General features: G+C 62.7%; 20 protein-coding genes and 2 tRNA genes. 13 read left to right on the top strand and 9 right to left on the bottom strand.

The genetic code is table 11. The features are described 5' to 3' along the window. Positions 1 to 54 precede the first annotated feature (54 nt). Together ACW5W7_RS08790 and ACW5W7_RS08785 are read left to right on the top strand one after the other, a co-directional pair. Entirely contained in the window at positions 55 to 1,155 is a 1,101-nt protein-coding gene (locus ACW5W7_RS08790; RefSeq protein ID WP_349919388.1) for a porin, read from the top strand. Between the two features lie 342 nt (positions 1,156 to 1,497). After that, the gene (locus ACW5W7_RS08785; RefSeq protein ID WP_456501446.1) at positions 1,498 to 2,442 is read left to right on the top strand and encodes a chemotaxis protein CheV; all 945 of its coding nucleotides are present in this window, start codon (positions 1,498 to 1,500) and stop codon (positions 2,440 to 2,442) included. Positions 2,443 to 2,549: 107 nt separating this feature from the next. On the opposite strand, the gene ACW5W7_RS08780 is transcribed toward ACW5W7_RS08785, so the two are convergent. Beyond that, positions 2,550 to 3,173, bottom strand: coding sequence for an arylesterase (locus tag ACW5W7_RS08780; RefSeq protein ID WP_456501445.1), 624 nt, complete (start codon positions 3,171 to 3,173; stop codon positions 2,550 to 2,552). 240 nt (positions 3,174 to 3,413) lie between these two features. Here ACW5W7_RS08780 and ACW5W7_RS08775 point away from each other — a divergent pair, with 240 nt between their 5' ends. Both ACW5W7_RS08775 and ACW5W7_RS08770 read left to right on the top strand, forming a co-directional pair. Then, entirely contained in the window at positions 3,414 to 4,127 is a 714-nt protein-coding gene (locus ACW5W7_RS08775) for an ABC transporter ATP-binding protein (protein ID WP_456501444.1), read from the top strand. Continuing rightward, on the top strand, positions 4,124 to 6,565 hold the full coding sequence (locus ACW5W7_RS08770) for an ABC transporter permease (RefSeq protein ID WP_456501443.1): 2,442 nt from the start codon (positions 4,124 to 4,126) through the stop codon (positions 6,563 to 6,565). Before ACW5W7_RS08775 ends, ACW5W7_RS08770 begins: the two co-directional genes overlap by 4 nt. Before the next feature lie 114 nt (positions 6,566 to 6,679). On the opposite strand, the gene ACW5W7_RS08765 is transcribed toward ACW5W7_RS08770, so the two are convergent. Then, entirely contained in the window at positions 6,680 to 7,585 is a 906-nt protein-coding gene (locus ACW5W7_RS08765) for a TIGR01777 family oxidoreductase (protein ID WP_349919381.1), read from the bottom strand. Between the two features lie 288 nt (positions 7,586 to 7,873). Here ACW5W7_RS08765 and ACW5W7_RS08760 point away from each other — a divergent pair, with 288 nt between their 5' ends. Further along, positions 7,874 to 9,409 carry an EAL domain-containing protein gene (locus ACW5W7_RS08760; RefSeq protein ID WP_456501442.1) on the top strand — a complete coding sequence of 512 codons (1,536 nt, stop codon included), beginning with the start codon at positions 7,874 to 7,876 and terminating at the stop codon, positions 9,407 to 9,409. Positions 9,410 to 9,503: 94 nt separating this feature from the next. On the opposite strand, the gene ACW5W7_RS08755 is transcribed toward ACW5W7_RS08760, so the two are convergent. Both ACW5W7_RS08755 and ACW5W7_RS08750 read right to left on the bottom strand, forming a co-directional pair. Beyond that, positions 9,504 to 10,685, bottom strand: coding sequence for an aminotransferase-like domain-containing protein (locus tag ACW5W7_RS08755; protein WP_349919377.1), 1,182 nt, complete (start codon positions 10,683 to 10,685; stop codon positions 9,504 to 9,506). 249 nt (positions 10,686 to 10,934) lie between these two features. After that, positions 10,935 to 12,002 (bottom strand): M28 family metallopeptidase, encoded by a 1,068-nt coding sequence (locus tag ACW5W7_RS08750; RefSeq protein ID WP_456501441.1) that lies wholly within the window; start codon positions 12,000 to 12,002, stop codon positions 10,935 to 10,937. A gap of 260 nt (positions 12,003 to 12,262) precedes the next feature. Between ACW5W7_RS08750 and trmB the strand changes: the two genes are divergently transcribed. The 7 genes from trmB (at position 12,263) to ACW5W7_RS08715 (ending at position 18,228) form a co-directional block, all read left to right on the top strand. Beyond that, positions 12,263 to 12,976: a tRNA (guanosine(46)-N7)-methyltransferase TrmB gene (gene trmB, locus ACW5W7_RS08745; RefSeq protein WP_349919375.1), complete on the top strand. Its 714-nt coding sequence runs from the start codon at positions 12,263 to 12,265 to the stop codon at positions 12,974 to 12,976. A 29-nt stretch (positions 12,977 to 13,005) separates the two neighbouring features. Next, complete coding sequence (locus ACW5W7_RS08740) at positions 13,006 to 13,338, top strand: YggL family protein (protein WP_349919373.1); 333 nt, start codon at positions 13,006 to 13,008, stop codon at positions 13,336 to 13,338. Between the two features lie 94 nt (positions 13,339 to 13,432). Continuing rightward, positions 13,433 to 14,353, top strand: coding sequence for a glutaminase B (gene glsB, locus ACW5W7_RS08735; RefSeq protein WP_349919372.1), 921 nt, complete (start codon positions 13,433 to 13,435; stop codon positions 14,351 to 14,353). A 34-nt stretch (positions 14,354 to 14,387) separates the two neighbouring features. After that, positions 14,388 to 15,680, top strand: a complete 1,293-nt coding sequence (locus ACW5W7_RS08730; RefSeq protein ID WP_456501440.1) for a rhodanese-like domain-containing protein — start codon at positions 14,388 to 14,390, stop codon at positions 15,678 to 15,680. A 142-nt stretch (positions 15,681 to 15,822) separates the two neighbouring features. Further along, positions 15,823 to 16,095, top strand: coding sequence for a YgdI/YgdR family lipoprotein (locus ACW5W7_RS08725; protein WP_349919369.1), 273 nt, complete (start codon positions 15,823 to 15,825; stop codon positions 16,093 to 16,095). 206 nt (positions 16,096 to 16,301) lie between these two features. Continuing rightward, positions 16,302 to 17,606, top strand: coding sequence for a hypothetical protein (locus ACW5W7_RS08720; protein ID WP_456501439.1), 1,305 nt, complete (start codon positions 16,302 to 16,304; stop codon positions 17,604 to 17,606). Then, positions 17,593 to 18,228, top strand: a complete 636-nt coding sequence (locus tag ACW5W7_RS08715) for a LysE family translocator (protein ID WP_456501438.1) — start codon at positions 17,593 to 17,595, stop codon at positions 18,226 to 18,228. The genes ACW5W7_RS08720 and ACW5W7_RS08715 overlap by 14 nt, the downstream gene beginning before the upstream one ends. Here the strand turns inward: ACW5W7_RS08715 and ACW5W7_RS08710 are convergent. From ACW5W7_RS08710 to ACW5W7_RS08700, 3 genes are all read right to left on the bottom strand, one after another. Further along, the gene (locus ACW5W7_RS08710; protein ID WP_456501437.1) at positions 18,198 to 18,986 is read right to left on the bottom strand and encodes a helix-turn-helix domain-containing protein; all 789 of its coding nucleotides are present in this window, start codon (positions 18,984 to 18,986) and stop codon (positions 18,198 to 18,200) included. The genes ACW5W7_RS08715 and ACW5W7_RS08710 overlap by 31 nt on opposite strands. A 137-nt stretch (positions 18,987 to 19,123) precedes the next feature. Then, a complete protein-coding gene (locus ACW5W7_RS08705; protein ID WP_456501436.1) occupies positions 19,124 to 22,687 on the bottom strand; it encodes an ATP-binding cassette domain-containing protein in 3,564 nt (1,187 codons plus the stop codon). Positions 22,688 to 22,782: 95 nt separating this feature from the next. Then, complete coding sequence (locus ACW5W7_RS08700) at positions 22,783 to 24,060, bottom strand: alpha/beta hydrolase (protein ID WP_456501435.1); 1,278 nt, start codon at positions 24,058 to 24,060, stop codon at positions 22,783 to 22,785. 550 nt (positions 24,061 to 24,610) lie between these two features. On the opposite strand from ACW5W7_RS08700, the gene ACW5W7_RS08695 reads away from it, so the two are divergent. Then, entirely contained in the window at positions 24,611 to 24,832 is a 222-nt protein-coding gene (locus ACW5W7_RS08695) for a hypothetical protein (protein ID WP_349919355.1), read from the top strand. A gap of 63 nt (positions 24,833 to 24,895) precedes the next feature. Here ACW5W7_RS08695 and ACW5W7_RS08690 read toward each other — a convergent pair. Both ACW5W7_RS08690 and ACW5W7_RS08685 read right to left on the bottom strand, forming a co-directional pair. After that, positions 24,896 to 24,971 (bottom strand) — tRNA-Asn (locus ACW5W7_RS08690). 5 nt (positions 24,972 to 24,976) lie between these two features. Beyond that, positions 24,977 to 25,052, bottom strand: a tRNA-Phe gene (locus ACW5W7_RS08685). Between the last annotated feature and the right edge of the window lie 70 nt (positions 25,053 to 25,122).

Here is a 25,122-nt window from a genome sequence, read left to right as displayed (position 1 = left end):
TCAAACGACCGAGCACAGGTCTGATAGAGAGTGTTTACACCAGAGGAACTAATAATGAAAAAGACAGCATTGACCATGGCCATCTCCAGCCTGCTGCTGGCTGGCGGCGCCCAAGCTGCCACTGTTTACGATCAAGATGGCTCCAAGCTGGACATCGGCGGCCGTGTCAACGGCATGTACTACGGTACCGATGACAACGACGCCGAAGGCGATGCCAGCTACCTGCGTCTGCACATTGCCGGCGAGACCAAGATTGACGACGAGCTGACCGCATTCGGCTTCGCCGAGTACAACCTGCCGGTGTCCGGTTCTGACAACGACGAGCTGCGTTATGGCTATGCCGGTATCAAGCACGATCGCTTCGGTGCCTTCAGCTACGGTCGCCAGGACGGTCTGTTCACCAAAGCGGTGAACAACTACACCGACGTGCTGCCTGAGTGGGGTGGTGACGGCCTGGGCAAGGACACCGACGTGTTCGGTACCGGTCGTAACAACGCCCTGGCTCAGTACATCTACAACTGGCAGGGCCTGACTCTGGGCGCCCAGTTCACCGGCAACAATGATCCGCAGAACGAAAGCCGCAGCGAACGTGTTGGCCCGAACGGCACCTGGAACCCGAAAGGCTCTTCCGAAGGTTACGCCCTGTCTGCCAACTATGACTTCGACATGGGCCTGAGCCTGGGTGCCGCCTACAACCAGGCTGGCAAGACCGACGAGCAGTCCGAGAACGTGAGCTTCGGCGGCAACGACGATGCCAAGCTGTTCGGTGTGGGCGCCAAGTACTCTGCCGGCAACCTCTACATGGCGGCCACCTACTCCCACGGTGAAGACCACATGTTCGTCGATACCGGCGCCATGCGCGGTTACGCCGAGAAGATGGATGGTTACGAAGCCGTCGTGCAGTACAACATCACGCCGAAGTTCAAGCCGTCCCTGGCTTACCTGCGTACTGACGTGAAAGACGATGCCCACGGTATCGATGACACCTCCACCGAGTACGTCTCCGTGGGTGCCTGGTACAACTTCACCGACAACTTCAACGCCTACGTTGATTACAAGATCAACCTGCTGGACGAAGTCGGCTCCACCGGCAAGAACAGCCTGGGCAAGTCTACCGACGACATCGTAGCGGTAGCACTGCAGTACAACTTCTAAGTCATTCCCTGACTGCCTACTGTATTTTTGAACCGGCCGCCTCGCGGCCGGTTTTTTTATGGGCGCGCGGCAGACAGGTACCGGGTTTGAAAATCCCCGGTTCAGTATTGCGCCACTCTGGTCGATAACCCTGGATAGCGGGAACTGGGGCCTGCTTGTTCAACGCCATACCGGCGATGGGGTGAAGATCACGCCCCTGGCGCAAGTCCCTATCTTTCCTCGACCTTTTTCATTATTTCTATCTGGAACCGTGTTGCCCCGGCAGGGGAGAATGCGGCTCCTATTGATATCTTGGCGTCCCGAGACGGGGCGGCACTCGGGCAACGGACCTAAGGGCTTTATATGGCGAGCATATTGGATTCAGTGGATCAACGTACCCAGCTGGTGGGAGAGAACCGTCTGGAGTTGCTGATGTTCCGCCTGGGATCCCAGCAGTTGTTTGCAATCAACGTGTTCAAGGTGCGGGAGGTGGTCAAGCTGCCCCACCTCAACAAGATGCCGGGGGCCCACCACAACATCAGCGGGGTGGCGAACATTCGCGGGGCCTCCATCCCGGTGATCAACCTGCGCGGCGCCATCGGCATGCGCCCCATGTCCATCGACAGCGAATCCAACCTCATCATCACCGAGTACAACCGCACCATTCAGGGCTTTCTGGTGGGGCAGGTGGCCCACATCGTCAACATGACCTGGAAGGACATACTGCCGCCGCCGCGCTCCGCCGGCCGCTCCAACTACCTGACCGCCATCACCCGCATCCCCGAGGGGGACGTCGATCAGATCGTCGAGATCATCGATGTGGAGAAGGTGCTGGCGGAGATCATCACCTACGACATCCGCATCTCGAACGAGGTGCTCGACCGCAATATCCTGCCCCAGATGCAGGGGCGCCGGGTGCTCATCGTCGATGACTCCAGCACGGCTCGCAACCAGGTGCGCGAGACCCTGGCCCAGCTCGGACTCGAGGTGATCGAGTGCCAGGACGGCCTGCAGGCCCTCAAGCTGCTCAAGAGCTGGTGTGATGCGGGCAAGAAGGTGACCGACGAGATCATGCTGATGATCACCGATGCGGAGATGCCGGAGATGGACGGTTATCGCCTCACCCACGAGGTGCGCAGCGATCCGCGCATGGCCGATCTCTTCATCACCCTCAACACCTCGCTGAGCGGCAACTTCAACGAGGCCATGGTGAAGAAGGTGGGCTGCGATCGCTTCATCTCCAAGTTCCAGCCGGACCTGCTGGTGGGGGTGGCCCAGGAGCGACTGCGCCAGATCCTGGGGGCTTGACCCCGCGCTGGCGCCTAGGTTGCAACATAGTGTTGCAACATGAAGTTGCGACATGAAAAAGCCCCCGCCTTGGCGGGGGCTTTTTGCTGGCCGTGACGACGAGCGGACTAGCCTTTTGCGGGTGACTGGGCCAGCAGGGGCTCGATGAAACTCGCGACCCGATCGCGGATCTGCGGCTGGGCTTCTGCGGTGGGATGCAGCCCATCATTCATCATGAGTTCAGGGCGCAGCGCAATATCATCCAGAAAGAAGGGCATCAGAGGCAGCGCATTGGCCTTGGCGAGATCCGGGAAGATCTGCTCGAACTGCTGCAGGTAGCGAGCTCCGTAGTTGCGGGGCAGCTGGATCTGGGTCAGCACGGTCTGGGCCTGGCTGGCCTTGGTCAGCGCCAGCATCTTGCTCAGGTTGGCCCGGGTGATGGCCGGGGCGAAGCCGCGCAGGCCGTCGTTGGCCCCCAGTTCGATCAGCACCCAGTCCGGCTTGTGCTCCTCGAGCAGGGTAGGCAGGCGGGCCAGACCGCCCTGGGTCGTCTCGCCGCTGATGCTGGCGTTGATGAGCCTGTGTTCGCCCCCTTGCTGCTGCCACTTCTCATTGAGCAGGGCAGGCCAGCTCTGCTCGGCCTGCATCTGATAGCCGGCACTCAGGCTGTCTCCCAGTACCAGCAGGGTCTGGGCCTGCACCGAGGACACCCAGCAGTACAGGCAACTCAAGGCCAGCAGAAAACGCGCCATGGATTCAACTCCCATCATGTCATGCAAGGCCCGATTCATCAGGCGCTATGGATTATCGGCAAGGGGCAGGATGACGGCCACCCTGCCATGGCGTCGACACGCCCGTGACCTGGTCATGATGACCCTGCCGCTTCGCCGGTATGGATTTTCAGCAAGGGTCCGAGTAAACAGGAATAATGCCATGAATTCAACGCTCATCATTCACCGCCATTCAGGGCCCAAGCACACAGGAAACGCAACATGAGTTCAACCCCCATCATCACAGTCAACGGGCTGGGCAAGACGGTTAGCCTCGGCCAGGAGAGCCTCTGCATCCTCGAGGGGATCAATCTGCAGGTCAACACGGGGGAGACCCTGGCGCTGGTCGGTGCCTCCGGCTCCGGCAAATCCACCCTGCTCGGGCTCCTGGCCGGGCTGGATCTGCCGAGCAGCGGCGACATCGAGATCCTCGGCCAGTCCCTCACCCGGCTCGATGAGGAGGGGCGCGCCAGGCTGCGGGCCGAGCAGGTGGGCTTCATCTTCCAGTCCTTCCTGCTGTTGCCGACCCTGAGCGCCCTGGAGAATGTCATGCTGCCGGCCGAGCTGCGCGGGGAGGTGGACTGCGAGCCCAGGGCCCGCGAGCTCCTGGCCGAGGTGGGACTCTCCGAGCGGCTGCATCATCTGCCGCCCCGGCTCTCCGGCGGTGAGCAGCAGCGGGTGGCCATCGCCCGGGCCTTCATGACCCGTCCCCAATTGCTGTTGGCGGATGAGCCCACCGGCAACCTCGACAGCAAGACGGGGGAGAAGGTGATCGAACTGCTGTTTCGCCTGAACAGAGAACATAACACTACCCTGGTGGTGGTGACCCACGATCATGAGCTGGCCCAGCGCTGCCAGCGGCAGCTGGTGATGGCGGCGGGACGGTTGGAGGCCGAGGTCATGTCACAAGTGGCCCGCGTCAGGGAGTCGTCATGAGCAGGTGGAGACTGGGTTTGAAACTGCTGCGCCGGGAAGGTTTCAGCGGTGAACTGCGCTGGTTCGTGCTGGCCCTGGCCCTGAGCGTGGCCTGCGTGCTCAGTGTGGCGCTGGTGGCCGATAGGCTGGATGCGGGGCTCAAGGCCTCGGGGCGGGACTTCATCGGTGCTGACCGGGTGCTGCGCACGGCCACCCCGGCGCAGGGGGAGTGGCTCGAACAGGCCGCCCGGGACGGTCTGGCGGTGCAGACCACGGTCAGTTTCAACAGCATGCTGTTTCACGGTGACAACCTGCAACTGGCCTCCATCCGGGCCGTGCCGGCGGACTTTCCCTTCTACGGCAAGCTGGAACTCAGCCCGCAACGGGCGCCTGCCCCCGGCGAAATCTGGCTCTCCGATCGGGTGATGAAACTGCTCGGTGCCAGGCTCGGGGATGAGCTCGAGGTGGGCAACACGACCCTCAGGGTCGCCGGTGAACTCGGCCAGGAGCCGGATCAGGGCTTCAGCCCCTTCCAGATGGCGCCGCGGGCGCTGATCCACAGTGCCGACATCGAGGCGACCGGCGCCCTCTTGCCGGGCAGCCGCCAGCAGTGGCGTTATCTCATCAAGGGGCCGCGAGAAGCTATCGCGAGCTATGAGGCCTGGCTCACTCCCAAGCTGAGCGCTGGGCAGAAGCTGATCAAACCGGACGATCAGGGCTCCCAGGTGGGCAAGTCTCTGGCCAATGCGGAGCGCTTCTTCCGCCTCGCCTCACTGGCGGGCGTGCTGCTCGGGGCCCTGGCCATGGGCATAGCGGTGCGCCACTTCGCTGAGCGCCAGACCAATATGGTGGCCCTGCTCAAGACCCTCGGCGCCTCCCGGCGCACCCTCTGGCAACTGATGGGCAGCCTGCTGTTTTCTCTGACCCTGATCGGGGCCCTCATCGGGCTGGTGGCGGGCAGCGCCATGCAGTGGCTGACCCTGCAACTGCTCGGGGATCTATTGCCTTCTGATCTGCCGCCTCCCTCCTGGCGTCCCTTTGCCCTGGGGTTGGCGGTGGCCTTCTTCATCACCCTGCTACTGGCCTTCATCCCCTTCCTACGCCTGCTCAAGGTGCCCCCGCTGCGGGTGCTGCGCCGTGAGCTGGAGGCGGGGATCCCCCCCTGGCTGACGGTGCCGGTGGGGCTGCTCGGCCTGTTTGGACTGGTGTGGGGCTTCACCGCCGATGCCAGGCTCTCCCTCGGCCTCATCGGCGGCATGGGAGTCTTGATGCTGCTGCTGGCGCTGCTCGCCTCCGGCCTGCTGCGCCTCGGCCGCCGGGTCAAGGGGCCCCATGCCTTGCGCCTCGCCATCAACCATCTCTCCCGGGAGCGAGGCAGTGGTCTGTTCCAGCTGGCGGGCTTCGCGCTGGCGCTCATGCTGTTCGGCCTGCTGTGGGCGGCCAGGGTAGATTTGCTCGACGACTTCTCCGCCCGCTTGCCGGCGGATGCCCCCAACCGCTTCCTGGTCAACGTGGCCGATGAGGAGCGGGAGGGCATAGTGGCGGATCTGCACCGGGCCGGTGCCGTCACCTCGGACTTCTATCCCATGGTGCGCGGGCGCCTGACCCAGATCGCCGGTCAGGCGGTGGGGGAGGACGCGGCGCGGGAAGGGGTGAACCGGGAGCTCAACTTCACCACCACGGCGGGGTTGCCCCCCGACAACGAGGTGACCGAGGGCCAGTGGTTCAGCGGCAAGGGGGAGGTCTCCGTGGACGAGGTGCTGGCGGGTCAGCTGGGCATCGCGCTGGGAGACATCCTCAGTTTCACCATCGAGGGGCGCGACTTCGAGGCCAGGGTGACCAGCCTGAGGTCCATCAAGTGGGACAACATGAGGCCGAATTTTTACATGATCTTCTCCGCCGACGTGCTGGCCCCCTTCTCCCAGACCTGGCTCGGCAGCTATCGCCTGCCCGCGGAGGGGAAGGGCGCCGAAGTGGAGCTGATCCGCCGTCATCCCACGGTGAGCCTCATCGACGTGGAGGATCTGATCGCCCGCCTCACCGTGGTCTCGGATCAGGTGAGCCGTGCCCTCGGGCTGATGCTGGGGCTGGTGACGGTCGCCGCCCTGCTGGTGCTGCTGACCCAGACCCAGGCCAGCATGGCCGCCCGGCGCCGGGAGCTGCTGCTGATGCGCACTCTCGGGGCAGGCAGCAAACTGCTTGAGAAGATGCTGCGTTGGGAGCTGGTGGCCAGCGGTCTGCTGGCGGGACTCTGCGCCGCCATGGTGGTGGAGCTCTGCTCCTTCGGTCTGCAGTGGTGGTGGTTCGACGGCCAGTGGCAGTTCCACTGGGCCATCTGGGCCGGTCTGCCCCTGCTCGGGGCGCTGCTGGTGACCCTGGCCGGGCAGGGCATGCGGCGGCAACTGCTGGCGGGGACCCTGAGCGACAGGCTCAGGGGACTGGGGCAGGGGCTGCTCTAGCGAAGCCCGTGCGGATGGCCTGGGCGGCCATCCGCTACCGGGCTCAGGTGCTGTCTATTCACCGATGTTCGTCACATAAAAAAATCCCGGCACGCGCCGGGATTTTTTGTCTGTTCAGCGTGGGGTGCGCAGCAGATTCTCCAGCGCCTGGGGCAGGGCCGGGTAGGTGAAATGGAACCCCGCCTGCTGCAGGCGGGCGGGGAGCACATGCTGGCCGGTGAGCAGCAGATCCGCCGCCTCTCCCATCAGCAGGCGCAGGGCGGCGGCCGGCACTCGCAGCAGGTGCGGGCGGCGCAGGGTCTGGGCCAGACGCAGGCTGAAGCTGTTGTTGTCGACGGGGCCGGGGGCCGTGCCGTTGAAGATGCCCTCGCACTCGTCGTGCTCCAGCAAAAACAGCATGGCGCGCACCAGATCCTGCACGTGGATCCAGCTCATCATCTGCTTGCCCGAGCCCATGGGGCCGCCGAGGCCGAGACGATAGGGGGGCAGCAACTTGGGCAGGGCGCCGCCATCCTGGCCGAGTACCAGGCCGATGCGCACGATGCAGACCCGGGTCCTGGGGCTTTTGGCCCGCAGGGCGAGCTGCTCCCAGCGCTGGCAGAGCTGATGGGTGAACTCGTCATGGGGCTGCTGGCAGCTCTCATCCAGCGCAGTGCCATCCTGGCGGCCATACCAGCCGATGGCGGAGGCATTGAGCAGCAGCCGGGGCGGCCGGTTGGAGAGCTTGATGAGATCGACCAGCTGCTCGGTGAGCAGCCAGCGGCTGTTGCACAGCTGCTGTTTGCGCTGCTCGCTCCAGCGCCCTGCGGCGATGGGTTCCCCGGCCAGGTTGATGACGATGTCCACGTCGTTGAGATCGTCCAGCCGGTCCAGGTTGTCCAGCAGTTTGACGTCGTGGCCGAGCAGCTCGTAGGCGCGGCTGCCCTGGCGGGTCAGTACCCATACCTCGTGGGCAACCTTGAGGTGTGCCACGAGACGACGGCCGATAAACCCTGTCCCCCCCGTGATCAGTATCTTCATGCCGAGCCTCCCGATGTCGTTGACTCTACTCTAGAGGGCCAGGCCTCGATGAACAAGCGGCTGTTTTTGCGAGTGTTATGATTTTTCATGGAGTTGGGTACTTCACTGGTCCGGCCTTGCAACAGGGGTTGAACTCATTGCATTTGGCCGGGAAAGATATGTCTACAAGGTGTATTTGAGGAGCGCTTCATGACAGTCGAGCTGGCGGTTGAACCTGTTCTTCCTTGCCAAGGCGATGTCAGGCTGTAAACTTGGCTGTTTTTTTCGCCGTTTTGATTGTGGGGGATTATGCCGTTTCATCGTCTGAGAGTGCGCCAATACTATCGCCGTCTGGTGTTTTCCGTGCTGGCTGGCTTGCTGCCCATGGTGCTTGGGATTGCAATTGTTATCTGGCAGACCATGAACGGGGTGACACAGGATGCACAACAACGTTTGCTGCATGCTCGAGACATGTTTGATCGCACCCTGGACAATGCCAGTCTGGCCGCCTCGGCTGTGATGGGGAGCGCGGGCAAACCTTGTCTCGAGGTCATGCAGGGACTGAGGGATCAGGTGGCGACGGTGCCGGATGTGCGCAGCGTCAACCTGACCGAGGGCGAGACCATCTATTGCACTTCTCTCTATGGTCCGGTCAAGGGGGAGATAGATCTTGACGACTATGTGGATGGCAAGCTCGATCTCATGCGGGGCAACCCGGTGACGCCGAAGCGGCCGCTCATCGTCTACCGCCAGGAGGTGGGCAAGTTCAGTGTGCTGGTGGGGGTGGATGGCTACTACCTGCTCAATATTCTGGATATGATGAGCCGCAACTCGCCGCTCGGGCTGGTGGTGGGTCCGCAGATGCTGCTGCGCGACAGCCAGCTCACCGAGCAACTGCTCACCCCTGACACTCAGGGCTACATGGAGCTCGCGTCCGGGAAGTATCCCTTCAAGGTGGTCACCGCCATTTCGAACCAAGACTATGTCGCCCATGTCTGGGACTACTCCAAAGTCAGTTTGATCCTCTATCCCCTGCTGAGTCTGCTGTTTGGTTGCTGGGCCTTCTGGCTGACGGGGCGTGCCGCCTCACCGCAGCAAGAGTTTCGGCGCGCCCTGGACAAGCAGGAGTTCATTCCCTATCTGCAACCCGTGGTGACGGGTGAAGACGTTCACTGGAGCGGCTGCGAGGTGCTGATGCGCTGGCAACACCCGCGCCAGGGCATGATTTCGCCGGATCGCTTCATTCCCATGGCGGAGGAGTGCGGCCTCATCGTCCCCATGACCCGCTCCCTGATGAAGCAGGTGCGCGAGCAGTTCGCCGGCCGGGTGCATATCCTGCCCAAGGGGTTCCACTTCGGCTTCAACATCAGCGCCAGCCACTGCAAGGACTTGAGCCTGGTGGAGGATTGCCGTGACTTCATCGATGCCTTCAAGGCCAACCCCATCAAACTGGTGCTGGAGCTGACCGAACGGGAGCTGATCGTGGCGGACGAGACCACGGATCGGCTGTTCGCCGAGTTGCACGCCCTCGGGGTCTTCATCGCCATCGACGATTTCGGCACCGGCCACTCCAGCCTGGCCTATCTGCAGGCCTTCCAGGTCGACTTCCTCAAGATCGACCAGAGCTTCGTCGGCATGATTGGCTCGGATGCCCTCTCCAGCCACATCGTGGAGAACGTCGTCGATCTGGCGACCCGGCTCGAGCTGCAACTGGTGGCGGAAGGGGTGGAAAACGAGCAGCAGGCCGCCTACCTGCAGGCCCACAAGGTCACCTTCCAGCAGGGTTACTTCTATGGCAGACCCATGCCGATGACGGATTTCATCAGCCAGCTGACCCCTCGATAAACTGATAACGGGGGTATGGGCCCCGGCTGCCGGCCCGGGTGCCCATAAAAAAAGCCAGCGATCAGGTCGCTGGCTTTTTGCATTCGAGGCGTGCTTAGAGCATGCGGGCGAGGGCGCGGGCCAACCGCTTGATGCCCTCTTCCGTAGTGGCTTCATCTACGCAGGAGAAGCTCAGGCGCAGGGTGTTCTGAATTTCGGGGCGAACGTAGAAGGGGGCACCGGGTACGAAGGCGACCTTCTCCTTGATGGCCTCGTCGAACAGGGCCATGGCACTGACGCTTTTGGGCAGGGTCAGCCAGAGGAACATGCCCCCTTCCGGCCGGGTGTAGCTGACCCCAGGCGGGCAGTGACGGCCGAGGGCGGCCTCCATGGCGGCGCGCTGGCGACCGTAGACCTCCTTGATCTTCTCGAGGTGGGCATCGAGGGAATTGTCGGTCAGGAAGCGGTGCAGCACCTGCTGGCTGAAGGCGTTGCTGTGCAAATCGGTGGCCTGCTTGGCGATGGTGACTTTCTTGCGCAGCCAGTCCGGCACCAGCATCCAGCCGAGACGAAACGCCGGCACCACTGTCTTGGAGAAGGAGCCGAGCAGCACGGTATTGTTCGGTGCCAGCTTGGCGATGGGGGGCAGGTGTTCCCCCTCGAAACGCAGCTCGCCGTAAGGATCATCTTCCACCATCAGCAGCTCGTGACGCACCAGTCGCTCGGCCAGGGCCTCGCGGTTGGCGCGGCTGTAGGAAACGCCGCTCGGGTTCTGGAAGTTCGGCACGCCGTACAGCAGCTTGGCGTTCGAGCCCTGCTCCAGCAGTGCATCCAGCGCGGCCAGATCCAGTCCCTCTTCGCCCAGGGTGATGGGTTTGAAGTGCGGCTGGTAGACGGAAAACGCCTGGATGGCGCCGAGGTAGCCCGGCTCCTCGATGATGAGATCCTGCCCCTCGTTCACCAGTACCTTGCCCAGCAGGTCCAGCGCCTGCTGGGAGCCGCTGGTGATGAGGATGTTGTCCGGATTGACTTCCATGCCGTGGCGGCTCAGGTAACGGTCGGCGATGTACTGGCGCAGGGGGGCGAAGCCTTCCGTGGTGGCGTATTGCAGGGCCGCAGCACCCTGCTCGCGCAACACGTCCTGGCAGGCCTGATCGATGGCCTTGACCGGGAACAGATGGGGATTGGGCAGGCCGCCGGCGAAGGAGATGATCTCCGGATTGGCGGCAACTTTCAGGATTTCACGGATGAAGGAGGGCTCGACTTTCTCGAAGCGCTGGGCGAAAAACGGCTGCATAAGGTTCTCTCTGACTAGGGGGCGGTCATTCCATTCAACCGCCACGTTATCCGTTTGTATCAGATTTGAGAAATGAGGCAATGGCTGTCACAAAAATCCATAAAAAAGGGCAGGTTTGGCACCTGCCCATATTTTATGGCTTCCCCCGGCCCAAAGAGGGTCAATCCCTCTGTCGGGGGGCTTGCTCAAGCGATGGGCGTTCACCGCTCAGCCCTCGCTGGCAGGCGGGGGCGGATCATCGCCCAGCGTTCAGAGCCCGGGCTCCTTGAGGAAGCGGATCATCAGATCCGTGTTGGCGCCGAGCTGCTGCTCAACCCGGCCCGGGAACAGTTCGGCCATCTTGTCGAGGCGGTCGTGCTCGGTGTGCCAGATCTTGCCCCATTGGGTCTCGCTGTCCCGATCGCAGGCGCTCTTGGTTGCCTCGTCGTAGCAGTCCCACAGCGCCGGATGGGTGCTCTGGGAGTAGCCGTCGTAGCCATCTTCCCCGTCGATGGTGAAGTTGGTGGCCTCCACGTAGGCGATGGGCACCCCGAGGCAGGCGAAGGGGGCATGATCCGACCAGCTGCCGGTCTCCCCTTCCGGATAGCCGGGGTAGCTCGGGTGGATGGCGAAGGGGGTCGCCGTGCTCTTGGAGAGCGCCAGCAGGCGATCCCGCACCTTGGGATCGAAGCTGTAGCGGCTCGGATCGGCGCAACTGTACTCGGCCACGTCCGAGTGGGCGGAGTGGACGTAGACGATGTCGCCGCCGGCGATGGTGTCATAGTTCACCATGGCGAGCAGCCGGGCGGTAGCGGCCGCGTCCAGGCTGGCGGCATAGGCCTTGGAGCCGTTGAGGCCGTTCTCTTCCGCCCCGAAGAAGGCAAAGCGGACCGTGTAGGGCAGGGTCTGGCCCTTGAGGGCCTCGGCCACCGCCAGGAGGGCCGCCACCCCGGCGCCGTTGTCGGTGGCGCCTTCAGAACCCTTCTTCTCACCGGTGCTGTCATAGTGGGCGCCGATGAGGATCACCTTGTCGCTCTGCCCCTTGAGTTCGGCGACGATGTTCTGGGAGCTCTTGCTGGCGCCGCTTCGGGTGTAGGTGAAGGGCTGGTTTTGCACCTCGTAGCCCCAGCCGGTCAGGAGATCCTGGATCCAGGCGGCAGCGCGGGTCTCCGCCTCCGTGCCCGTGGGACGGGCACCGATGCCCTCGGCGCCGGAGCTCAGCTGCACCAGATACTCATGGGCCTGATGGGCGGGCGCGGGAGGCTGTGAGTCGTTGTCCGAGGGGTTGCACCCGGCCAGCAGGGTCGCGATGGCCAGGGTCAGCAGGGTTTTCTTCATACTGCAATCCTTTGTTGTGTATGGCTTTATTATCAGCGGTCAGGATGCACCCGACCCCTGGCAGATTCTGTGAGGGGGGCGGCATTTGTCAATCAGGAGGGCGGAAATGGTCGATGACGGGGGATTTGTTGCGCGAAACACTTGCGCCTTGGGCCTATCTTGGGATAATTCGCTCCCCGGTTTTTGCGCACTGATGCAATAACGAGCAATCCATTAATGTCGCCTGGGATCCAGCGCGATGAGATAACGAGCTATTTACTATGTCTGTGACCCAAGATGTGTTTAACGAAGACGGCAAGTTCATGCGCAAGGTTCGCAGCTTCGTCCGTCGCGAAGGCCGCCTGACCAAGGGGCAGGAGAAGGCCCTGGAAGAACTCTGGCCGGTCATGGGCATCGATTTTGCACCGGCGCCGCTGGACATGGTGGCGCTGTTTGGCCGCGAGGCACCCGTGGTGCTGGAAATAGGCTTTGGCATGGGCGCCTCCCTGGTGGAGATGGCCAAGAATGCCCCCGAGAAGAACTTCATCGGCATCGAGGTGCACTCCCCGGGCGTGGGTGCCTGCTTGGGTACCGCCCAGGAGGCAGGTGTCACCAACCTGCGCGTCATCTGCCACGATGCGGTGGAGGTGCTTGAGCACATGATCCCGAACGGTTCGCTCGCCTGCCTGCAGCTCTTCTTCCCGGACCCCTGGCACAAGAGCCGTCATCACAAGCGCCGCATCGTGCAACCCGCGTTTGCCCAGGATATTCGCCAGAAGCTGGCCATCGGTGGCGTCTTCCACATGGCCACCGACTGGGAAAACTATGCCGAGCACATGCTGGAAGTGATGAGCGCCGCCGAAGGCTACGAGAACACGGCCGAGAGCGGCAACTGGGTGCCCCGTCCCGAGTGGCGTCCCCTGACCAAATTCGAACAACGTGGCCATCGTCTGGGGCACGGGGTTTGGGATCTGATTTTCAAGCGCGTTAGCTAATCACCCGTCAACTAACCTAAGGAGCTGTCATGGCCAATCGTAGTCGCCGTCTGCGTAAGAAACTGCGCGTCGATGAATTCCAGGAAATGGGGTTCGACATCAGTTTCAACTTCCCGGTCGGCACCGCCGAAGAGACCATCGATAACGTGGTCGATACCTTCATCGACGAGGTCATCGAGCCCCGCAAGCTGGCCTTTGCCGGCTCCGGCCATCTGGCCTGGGAAGGCATGATCTGCACCCAGCAACTCGGCAAATGCACCGAGGAAGACCGCGCCGCCGTCCAGTCCTGGCTGGCTGGCAAGGGGTTGGAAGCCGTGGTGGTCACCGAATTGTTTGACCTCTGGTACGGCGAGCCGGCCTGAGTCAAACCGCCCGCAGGGCAACAGGAAAATCCCGCCACCGGCGGGATTTTTGTCGGTGGGCGCAGGCTCACCGGTTTTTGTCATGGAATCGTCGATGGTGTTGTCATCCGAATTACTGGCCAGCATTCTTGAGCAGGTTCGCCCCTTGCTGGGGCAAGGCAAGGTGGCCGATTACATTCCCGCACTGGCCCAGGTGCCGGCCGACAGGCTGGGCATCGCGGTCTGCACCGTGGAGGGAGAGCTGTTCACCGCCGGTGACGCCTTCGAGCCTTTCTCCATTCAGAGTATCTCCAAGGCCCTGAGCCTCACCCTGGCCCTGACCCTCTATCAGGAGGAGGAGATCTGGCGCCGGGTTGGCAAGGAGCCCTCCGGCCAGCCGTTCAACTCCCTGGTCCAGCTCGAGTTCGAGCAGGGCATACCGCGCAATCCCTTCATCAACGCCGGCGCCCTGGTGGTGAGCGATCTGCTGGAGACCCGGCTCACCGCCCCGCGTCAGCGTACCCTGGAGCTGGTTCGTCGCCTCAGTGGCAACCCGGCCATCATCGCGGATCAGGTGGTGGCGCGCTCCGAGTATCAGCACGCCGCCCGCAATGCCGCCATCGCCTATCTGATGAAGGCCTATGGCAACTTCGAAAACGAAGTGGACAAGGTGCTGCAAAGCTACTTCAATGCTTGCGCCATCCGCATGAGCTGCGCCGATCTCGCCCGTACTTTCATCTATCTGGCCAACCGCGGGGTGCCGCTCGGTGAGAGCACGCCGTTGTTGCCGGCCCGCACCGCCAAACAGGTCAATGCCCTGCTGGCCACCTGCGGTCTTTACGACGAGGCGGGAGATTTTGCCTATCGCGTTGGCATGCCGGGCAAATCCGGGGTCGGCGGCGGCATCATGGCGCTCATCCCCGGCGAATTGTGTGTCTGTGTCTGGTCACCCGAGCTCAACAAGGCCGGCAACTCCCTGGCGGGCACGGCTGCCCTCGAGCTGCTGGCCGAGCGGCTCGGACGCTCCATTTTTTGATGTTTGATTGTTCACTTTGAAGACGAGAATCACCATGAAACGAGTAATGACGCTGTTGCGGGCTGCTCTGGCCACCCTGTCGTTGTGGAGTGCCTTGCCGGTGCTGGCCGCTGAATTGCCCCTTCTCTCCGTGGCCGATGCCACGGCCAAGGGGACGGTTATCCTGGATACCCGTCCGAGCTATCTCTATCAGGGCTGGCCGATGGCGGATGAGCAGCAGGGTGGCCATGTGGCGGGGGCGGAAAACCTCTCCGCCGACTGGAAATACAGTGACGAGGAGTGGGTGAAGGCGCTCAAGGACAAGGGGTTGTCGGCGGACAAGCCGGTGGCGCTCTACGGGGAATCCCGCGGTGTGGCCGAGGTGGCCCGCCTGCTGCGCCAGCAGGGCATCAAGCAGCTGTTCGAGCTGCAGGACTGGAAGAGCGCTCCGCGTGAGCACCTGGCCCGCTGGCAGCAGCTGGTCCACCCCCTCTGGCTGGCGGACCTGCAAGCCGGCAAGCCGGTGGTGGCCGCACCCAAGGGAGACTGGAAGCTGTTCGAAGTGGCGTGGGGCGCGCCCAAGGCCTATCTGCTGAGCCATATCCCGGGGGCGGGTTACATCGACACCAATGGCCTCGAAGAGGAGCCGCTCTGGAACAAGGTCTCTGACGAGGCGCTCAAGAAGCTGCTGCTGGAGAACGGCATCCGCCACGACACCACCGTCATCCTCTATGGTCGCAACACCATGGCGGCGGCCCGTGCCGCCCACCTGATGATGTATGCGGGGGTGGAGGACGTGCGCCTGCTGGATGGCGGCCTCGACGCCTGGTTCATGCAGCACCTGCGCACCGAAACCGGTCTGGCCAACACCTTCAAGCCGGCCAAGGATTTCGGCGTGACCATACCGGCTCACCCGGAATACCTCACCTCCCTGGACCAGGCCAAGGCGCTGCTCAAGCAGCCGGATGGCGCCTTGGTCAGCGTACGCACCTGGGACGAGTTCGTCGGCAAGACATCCGGCTATAGCTACATCAAGCCCAAGGGTGACATTCCCGGCGCCAAGTGGGGTCGGGGTGGCGTGGATGCCAACAGCATGAGCGACTTCCACAACCCGGATGGCACCATGAAGCCCGCCCGCGAGATCCTCGCCATGTGGGATGAGTGGGACATCGAACCGACCCAGCAGGCCGCCTTCTATTGCGGTACCGGCTGGCGCGCCTCCGAGGCCTTCTTCTACGCCTGGCTGATGGACTGGAAGCGGATCAGCGTCTACGACGGCGGCTGGTACGAGTGGAGCATGGATCCCAAGAATCCCACCATCACCGGCGAGCGTCAGCCCAACAGCTGACGACCCCCGTTGCCCGAGTGAAAAGGCTGGACGGATGTCCGGCCTTTTTTGTTTTTACGTGTCTTTTGTGCTGTTTTTAAGATGCTGAACAGTGAAGTAAACAGGTATTTCCGATGAACATGGTGAGCTTATTCGGGAGGGCATGACTGAGCTAGGCTTCAAGCAGCATCCTCGTTCCGAGGATGGCGAGGGAGAAGAGGCGAAGATGAAACGACTGATGACGATCCTGGTGTGCACGCTGGCCCTGGCGGGGTGCAGCTCCCAATACATCATGAGCACCAAGGACGGACGCATGATAGCCACCGACAGCAAACCCAAGCTGGATGACAGCACCGGCATGTACCGCTACTACGACGAAGAGGGCCGGGAGATGCTGATCAAGAAAGACGACGTGACGCAAATCATGGAGCGCTGAGGTCATGCTGGCCGCGAGCCCGAGGGCATCTTCGAGAGAAGATGCCCTTTTTCATTTCGGTGCTGCGTTTCGGAACCTGGGTCCGCGAGCGGGAGGCTGGGAGTAGAGACGTGTGAATTCTTTGTTAAATAAAAAGGCAACTTTTTCCAATACCTATTCATACGGGGGTGATTTCATATGAGCTCTTTCTTACAAGGAGGTCATGGATGGATACGGTTTTTTGGCCAAGACGAGCCGGACACAGCGTCGAGATGATGACGTTGTTACTGCCTTCTGGCTTCTCACTCAAGCTACGGGAAGATATTCGTCTCGTATTGAGCATGGTGGCAGGGCTGCGTCAGTTGGAGGAAGGGGGAGCAGGAACGGATGCTCTGAAAAGCAGTCTGCACAGGGCCTTGATGGTACAGCTCAGCGACATGGCGAATCGAGCCGAGGAGCCGGAAGTGGCCAGGCTGTTGGGTACCCTGGCCGAGAGTCTGAGCAGTGGGGAGAGTGCACGTCTGGTGGCTGCCAGGATGGTGCAAGGGGATGAGCAACAGCTGGTGGCCCATGTCGGTCCGCTTGCCACCTGGCTTGGCAAGTCTCGTCAAACCTGGATGTCGGCATTTTTCGCGACGCCCAATCCCGAGCTGCAGTCTTGGTCAGACTGTGTCGATGCCGGGTTGTTGCATGCCTTGCCACGCCTCTGTGAGCGCCTTTGCGCTGGACTGATCGTTCTGCCTAGTTGCGCCTACAAGGTGGTGGATCTGTTTGCCATTGCGGGAGAGGCCAATGGCTTTCCCAAGCACTTCGCCTATTTCATGCCCGAAGATCAGGGGATCAAATATGCAGCCGACAAGAGAACCATTGTCTTTGCCAACACCTATCGCCAACTGCATCTGATGGCGGGGGCGCCCTTGGCTGGGCAACTGGGATGGTCAGCAAGCGCTCTCCCTGATACCCGGGAGCTGGATCGCTATCTGCTCGGTTGGTTCAGGGGGCACGATCTGGGGCATGGGCTGGTGCTGCCGCAGACGGATTACGCTGTCCTGAGCCGCCATGACCGCTGGGGCTCCATGGTGATGCAGGAGGCGGTGGCAGACACCCTTGGTTTCCTGCTCTGCTGCGATCCCTCTATCGCCAGCAGCCTGGGGCTGGATCGCGGTAAGTTCTGCCGTTTCTATTGCCTTGAGCTGCTGCGTTACTTGAGGCGAGGGCCGTGCGATTTCCCCGATGCCGGTTCCGCCTATGTACAACTGGCCTTGTTGGCTGAGCAGGGCATTTTGTGGCGAGAGGGGGAGTCCTTGCGAATCGATGAGCACAGGCTTGAACGAGGGATGTGGGAGATCGCCGGGCAACTGCTGGCTCATGTGATGAGCGGCAATGTGGCGGCGTTTGCCGACTTTTCTCACCGTTATGCACCTCATCTGCAGCCAGCCGACCGGGATCTCTACTTTGGGTTGGGCCCCTGTGATCGGGTGCTGGCCTACCATCAACCCTTCATGGAGGTGTCGCAAGATGGCATTTTATAATGGTTTTTTATTGAGCCTCTCCTTGTGTCTGGACATCGGGCTGGCCAACATGGCGATGATAACGCTGGCCATGTCTCGCGGTTTTTCCCACGGTTTCTGGCTCGGGGTGGGCACCTGTGTCGGTGATCTCATCTATGCGATGCTCGCCATGGCGGGCATGGCGATACTGCTGCAATTTGAAGCGGTACGCTGGAGTCTCTGGATCTTCGGTTCGGTGACTCTCCTCTGGTTGACGGTCAAGATGGGGCTCTCGGCGCTGAGGGCTCAGGGGGGAGAGCTCAATGGCATGGCCCAGGCCGGCGGTCGCTGGCGCCTGTTCGGTCGGGGCATGGTGCTGGCACTCTCCTCACCCAGCGCCATCCTCTGGTTTGCCGCCGTCGGGGGCGCCATCATAGCGCGGCAGGGGGCGGATCCACTCAATGCGGGGCTCTTCCTCTCTGGCTTCTTCACCGCCGGGATCTTCTGGGCCCTGGTGCTCTGCACGCTGGCTTATCAGGGCGGGCGCCTGCTGGGGGAGAAGATGGTGCGCTTCTCCTACCTGGCATCGGCCCTGATCTTCGCCTACTTCGCCTGCTACGTGATCTACCAGGGTTATGGGGAGTTTGTGCTGGGAGCACCGTAACGGCTGGGAGTGATCCCCATGACACGGCGAAAGGCATTGCTCATGTGGCTCTGATCATAGAAGCCGAGCGTCAGGGCCACCTGGGCGGGCCTTTCTCCTTGCAACAGTCGACGGCGCGCCTCCATCAGTCGCAACTGGTTGAAGTAGTGAATGGGAGGGACATGGAAAACGTGCTGGAAGCTGCGCACCAGATGGAACTTGGAACAGCAAGCGATCCGGCACAGGTCATCCAGGCTGATCTCCTGGCTGAGGTGGGCGCGCATGTAGTCCAGCAACTGTGGCAGACGCCCTTGCAGCAGCCTGGGGTGGGGAGGGGCGATGCGTTGCAGGGCCGCCAATAGCCGAACAAGCCCCTCTTCCTGCTGGTTGGCGGATGGGGATCGGTGAAGAGCCAGCAGGGCGTTGAACAGGGCCTGATTACGGTGGGCTCCTTCCTGAAAGGCCGGAGCGGTTCGTCCAATCAGCAACCCGGCCTCCTCCAGCAGGCGGCTCACCCACTCGGTCCCCAGATGCAGGCTGATGAAGCGCGTCTCCCCCTCGAAACGGGAGGCTTGCATGGTCAGCGGATTGTAGAGGGTGACCTGGCCGGGTTCGACCACCTGCTCCCGGCCGTCGAACCAGATATGCTCGCGTCCACTGAGGTTGGCCGACAGCACATACTCTTCGTGGGTATGGCGGGGATAGCCCCCTCCCTGACTGCTGATCAGGGCGAGTTCCAGCTGTGGTTGGCGAGCAACCACCTCCATTCTTGGTGACATGGCACATCCTTGTGCACTTGGGGATGACAAGGCTCCTGTTATAGCAGAATCATCCAGCACAAGGTATTCGAGTGAGAATCATTTTTTGATGAAAAAAAAGGCAGCCCGCGGGCTGCCCTTTTGCATGGTGATGGGAGTTAGATGTCTATCTGCGCCACCTGGCGATTCACCTGGCCGGCGAACAGCTGGTGGAAGCGGGAGCCCGGGTTTGCGAGCAGGCTGACCGGGGCCCCCTGTTCCACCACTGTCCCCGCCTCCATCACCACCACCTTGTCGACCGACAGCAGGGGTTCCAGGTGGTGAGCGATGACTAGGTAGCTAGCCTCCGGCCGGTAGCGATAGAGCAGCTCCGCCATCTTGCGCATGCCGATGTGATCGAGATCCGAGGTGGCCTCGTCCAGCACGATGAGCGGGCGGCGGGACAGCAGGATGCGGGCGATGACCAGCAGCTGGGTCTCGCCGGCGGAGAGCTGCAACTTGTCGAGATCCTCGTCCAGCCGATCGGCACAGCGCTCGGCGAGGCCCACCCGGGTCAGCGCCTGCTTCAGGGCCTCGTCGTCCTGCTCGGTCAGCGGCGCCAGGTTGGCACGCAAGGTGCCGAAGAAGGTGAGGGGGATCTGGGAGACGGTGTCGTAAAGATCCCGCACCGCCTCGGGGGCCAGCGCCGAGAGCGGCTGATCGCCGTAATAGATCTCTCCTTGGGCGTTGGGGTACATGGCCTGCATGACCCCGAGCAGCGAGCTCTTGCCGGCGCCGGTGCGCCCGCACACCCCGACCTTCTCGCCGGGGGCCAGCACGAAACTGACCTTGTGCAGGGCCCACTGGCTGGCACCGGGATAGCGCAGCCCCAGGTTGTCGAAGCGCACGGCCGGATGGGAGGTGGCGAGAGTCTCCCCTGTCTGGCGCTCACTCTCTATCTCGCTGTATTCCCGCACCCGCTCCACCGCGTTCATCACCTGCTCCACCTCGGCGAAGTTGCGGATGAGGGAGTTGAGCATGGCGGAGGCGGTGAAGGCGTAGGTAATGGCCACGGCTCCCAGCAGGGAGCTGCTGCTGAAGGCCACCATCAACGCCACGGCCCCCACCAGGGCGGCGGAAAGCAGGGTCTGGTACATGCCGAGCCAGCGGTTGATGGAGGTGGTGGTGTACCAACTGCGCAGGTTGTTGTCATAGTGCAGCAGCACCTGATCCAGGGCGAAGCGCTCGGCTCCGGCCAGGCGCAGGGCGGGGGCGCCGCGAATGGTCTCGCTGATGCTGATGTAGAGCGGGGAGCGCAGCACCGATGACTGGCGCCGCAGCTTGAGCTGTACCGCCCGGTAGCGGCGTTGCAGCACATAGAGCGCCCAACCCACCAGAGGGGCGATGAGCAGCAGCAGGGGCATGTTGATGCCGATGACCACCACCTGCAACAGCACGGAGATCAGCATGGCGAACAGTCCCATCAGCATGGAGAGCAGCACCTCCTGGGCTTCCCCCAGATCCCGGTCGAAGCGGTTGAGGATGCGCCCCTGAGGCACCTTGTCGAAGAAGGCCATGGGGGCGCGGCTGATGCGCCCCAGCATGCCGTCGAACAGGGTCCAGGCCAGCTTGAGGCCGAGTTTGTAGTTGATGACCCGGACCACCATGATGCAGACGAGGGAGCCGGCCCCCAAGAGCACATAGATGCCGAGCAGTGAGCCGACGTCGCTCACCTCGGATTTGCCGCCGAGCCAGAGATCCGAGGCGATGCGCAGCCCCTCCTGGCCCAGGGTGAGCAGCAGGGCGATCAGGATGGCACCGGGGGCGGCCAGACGCTGCCACATGAAGCCAAACAGTCCCCAGTCCACCTTGCCCTCCACCACTTTTTCTTCGCTGAACAACTCAGCCTCTTGCGGGGCCAGCGTCGGGGTGGGTTGCGGGTGCACGGCGAGATCCGCCAGCTGGTGGGCATCGAGCTCCACCAACTGCCCCTGCTCGATGCGGATCACTCGATCGCAGCGGGCCAGCACGTCGGGGTCGTGGCTCACCAGCAGCCGGGTCGGCCCCGGTTTGAAGGCCAGCCCCTGCTCCAGCACCTGGGCCGAGACGATGGGATCTAGTGCCGACAGCGGGTTGTCCAGCAGCAGGATGTCGGCCCTGGCATAGAGGGCGCGGGCCAGGGCGACCCGCTGCTGCTGGCCGCCGGAGAGACGGGTGCCGAGTTCCCCCACCAGGGTCTGATCCCCGTGGCTGAGCAGCCCCAGATCGGCGCCGAGGGCGCAGGCCCCGAGCACCCACTGGTAGCGTTCCTCATCCCATTGCTGGCCGAACAGGATGTTGCTGCGAATGCTGTCGTTCATCAGCCAGGGCTTGTGGCCCAGATGGGCGACCCGGCCGTGGCGGCGGATGCTGCCCGCAAAGTCGTTGTCAAAACCGGCGACCAGGTGCAGCAGGCAGCTCTTGCCGGCGCCGGTGGCGCCCGTGATCCCCACCAGTTCCCCAGGCGCTATGGCGAGGCTGATCTCCTGCAGCACGGTTTTTTGTTGGTGCTGGGCGGTGACCTTGTAGAGGTGCAGGCTGCCGAGCGGCAGGCTGGGGTCAGTGAGATCCCGGTGCTGCTCCGGACTGTTCAGAAACTCGCACAGGCGGTTGAAACCGGTGTTGAAGTTGATCAGGGTGCGGATGAGATAGGGCAGACGCATCATGGGGATGCGCAGCACCGCGAACAGGGCGATGGTGGTGAAGACCTGGGGCAGGGTCAGACTCTGGCCCGAGGCGAGATAGGTGGTGAAGGTGGCCAGCGTCACCAGGAGCGGGGTGCTCATCATCAGGAAGCTGTTGATGGCATCGAGCTTGAGCACTCGGCCGAGTACGCCGAGCTCCTGCTGACGCTTGTCGTTGGCGGCCCGGGTGAAGAAGGCGCCGAGGCCGTTCTGGCGCACCAGTCGCAGCTTCTTGATGTATTCCGCCAGGATGCCGTTGCGCTCGTCCTGTCTGCGTTTGAGCTGCTGCTCCTGCTGGTTCATGCGGCGCACCACCCGGGTGGAGACCAGCAGCAGCAGGGCCAGCACGGCGAAGCCCACCAGGCCCGCGCTGCCCACCTGCCACACCAGCAGGGCGATGGTGCCCCCCAGTTGCAGGGCCATGGTGAGCGGCATGGCGGGATCTGCCAGGATCCAGGTGATGTCCCACACGTCCCGGTTGATGAGGTTTTGCACCCGGCCACCGGCCCTGTCGTCGAAACTCTTGCCGCCGAGCTTCATCACCTTGGCGAGCAGGGACTCCGCCAGCAGCCGCCGGATGGGCACGTGCATCTTGAGGGCCAGTTGCAGCGAATGCTCCGCCAGCATGCCGGATGCCAGCACCGAGGCGAACAGGGCCAGGGCCAGTAGCAGCTTGTGGCTCGTATCGGCGCCTGCACCGAGCTGGGTCATGCTGTGGTTGAGCAGCCAGGGGCTGGCCAGAGTCGCGAGCATGCCGAGCAGTTGCAACAGGGTGAGCAGACCGATGCGTCCGCGATAGTGGCGCCAGATGAAGGCGGTGATGGGCCAGGGGCGCACCGGGGCCTTGGCGGTGAGGGCGAGGAAGGCATCGGCCCGCTGGTCGCGCCTGTCTTCCGGCAGCAGGGGATAGAGATCGTCGAGGCTGACCTGAGGCTGGCTCAGCCCCTTTCGCAGCAGGGGACCGGTCCAGTGATAAAAGAGACGGCTTAGCCAGCCGGCCGATATTTCCGGATGTTCCAATGGATGTTCCTTATTATTTTGTGCTGCTTCCAGGGGATGGGGCGGCTTATTGTCCGCCCTCTATCGTTATTGTTGGCAGTGGTTGCCTGCCGGGCTCAGCGATCCCGATTCAGCCGGATGAGCCTGTCCAGGATCTGCTCGCCGTCGACCCTCAGACCGTTGTGCTCGTACTCGTTGGTGATCCAGGCGCGGCTGTTGCCAAGGCCCTTGAGGGTCTCGCGGCAATAGTCGAACTCCACGTACATGTCCTCGGCGTAGACGGCGCAGGCCACCGGCACGGGGTTGCGAGCCAGCTGCGCCGGGTCGTAGAGGGGACCCCAGTCCGCTTTCTGGGCCAGCAGATGGGCGGCCTCTTTCAAAGGGATGAGTTCGCGGAACTGTTCGAACATCCAGGGGAAGATCATCTCGCCGGTGAAGGCGAAATCCTGGCCGGGGGCCCAGTCGAGGGCCGGGAATTCGCGCCTTACCCGCTCGGCCGCCCAGTCGCTGGCGGCGCCTTCGCAGTAGATGGCCTCGTGCAAGATGGCGAATACCGGGTTGGTGTTGAACGGCTGCATGGCTTGCAACTGATAGAGGAAGGCGGGGTTGAGCCGCTCGCCGATGAAGGCGTCCTCCAGCAGGTAATAGAGCTCCTCGAAGGCGCCACTGGCCCCGAGATCCAGTCCCTGTTGCTGCAATTGCGCCACCGTCAGCCGTTGGCCGTTAGGCAGGCGCACGTCGTGGTTGTGCAGGTGCTTCGCCAGCCGGTTCGCCATGGCCTGGGCGTGGGGGAAGCGGGCGAAGAAGGCGCGGTTCTTGTCCGCGACCCGTTGATAGGTGGCGCGATAGACTTCGTCCGCACTGCGGCCGATGGGGGCCACGCCGCCGGTGAGGTAGACCTCGTGCAGGCTCTGGGGGAACAGGGAGAGGTAGGTGAGGCTGCAAAAACCGCCGAAGCTCTGGCCGAGCAGACTCCAGGGGCGATCCGGGCTGAGCTGCTCGCGGATGAGCTCGGCGTCCCGCACTATGCTGTCGGCGCGAAAATGGCTGAGGTAGTCGGCTTGCTGGCGAGGGTTGAGGTGAGTCAGCCACTCGGCGTGGATGGGGCTGGAGTGGCCCGTGCCACGCTGATCGAGCAGCAGTACCCGAAACTCCTGCAGGGCCCGCTTGATCCAGCCGCCGCTGGCACTGGGGCGCGGTGCGCCAAAGCCCGGGCCCCCTTGCAGGTAGAGCAGCCAGGGCAGGTCATCGTCCAGCCTGTCCTTGCGACAGAGGGTGCGACCAAAGAGAGTGAGGCTCGCCTCGTCATCGGGCTGCTGGTGGTCGAGGGGCACGGTGAAGAAGTGTGGCTCGCAATGGATGCCATCCAGCACGTAATGCAAGGGGCTGCTCATCTGGGATCTCTCTGGGATGAAAACGTCGGCCTCATCATAGCCCTGGCTCGCGATCGGGTCACGCCGGTTTTCTGGATTGTTAACGCATTGCTGATAAGGGGTTAGCATCCATTGGTTTCATCCGGCTCATAGCTGAAAATTTATCCGCCAGGGGCCATTGACGAAGGACCCTGGCCGGTCAAAGATGAGCCGCCTGCCGAGGAGGGCAGGGGATGCGCACCCTGGTGCACCAAAGGATGAGGTGGGCTCGATGAAGCCTAGATGGATAAGGTTCAGGAAGAGAAAGAAACCGACGGATCCCGAAGGGGTGTTGCAGGCTGGATTGCTGATGTTCAGCGCCACCTGTGGGGCCACCTTGCTGCTGGCGGCCTGTAACGGCGGCTAGCCATGAATGTAAAAGGCCCGCTCTCCTGAGCGGGCCTTTTACATGGGCCGCACCTCGCCCGCCATCGCAGGACTAGCCTGAAACCCTTTGTCGGCGCGGGTTTGCGGGATGGGAAGGGGGACTGCTATGGTCAAGAGACGGCTCAGTTCATCGAGGGAGGCGATCATGAATAGTCGTGAAAAAGTATTGGCTCATTTGGCCACCGATCACCGGGTGGCAGGATTGACTGCCGGGGAGGCGCTTGCCGGCATCAGCCACTCGATGAGCTCGCTCCTGCTACAGCAGGATCAGCACTTCTTTCGCAGTCATGCGGATGACCCCTGCCACGAGGTGGCGCGGGCCTGCTCCGCCGGACATGTCTGGCACGGGGACGAGAACCGCTATTAGGGAGGCACGACGAGGATGACGAAATGCGAAAAGGCCCGCTCAGATGAGCGGGCCTTTCAAATTTGGCTCCTCCTACTGGACTTGAACCAGTGACATACGGATTAACAGTCCGCCGTTCTACCGACTGAACTAAGGAGGAATTGTTGGTGCCCAGAGACGGAATCGAACCGCCGACACGGGGATTTTCAATCCCCTGCTCTACCGACTGAGCTATCTGGGCAACGGCGCGCATTAAACCTCTTCTGGACTGAGGTGTCAACCACGGGGTGCAGATTGTGGTGCCGTTCGCT

Source organism: Aeromonas intestinalis (assembly GCF_054052485.1).
The sequence above is the reverse complement of the archived record's forward strand: the minus strand, read 5'-3'. Positions and strand labels throughout refer to the sequence as shown.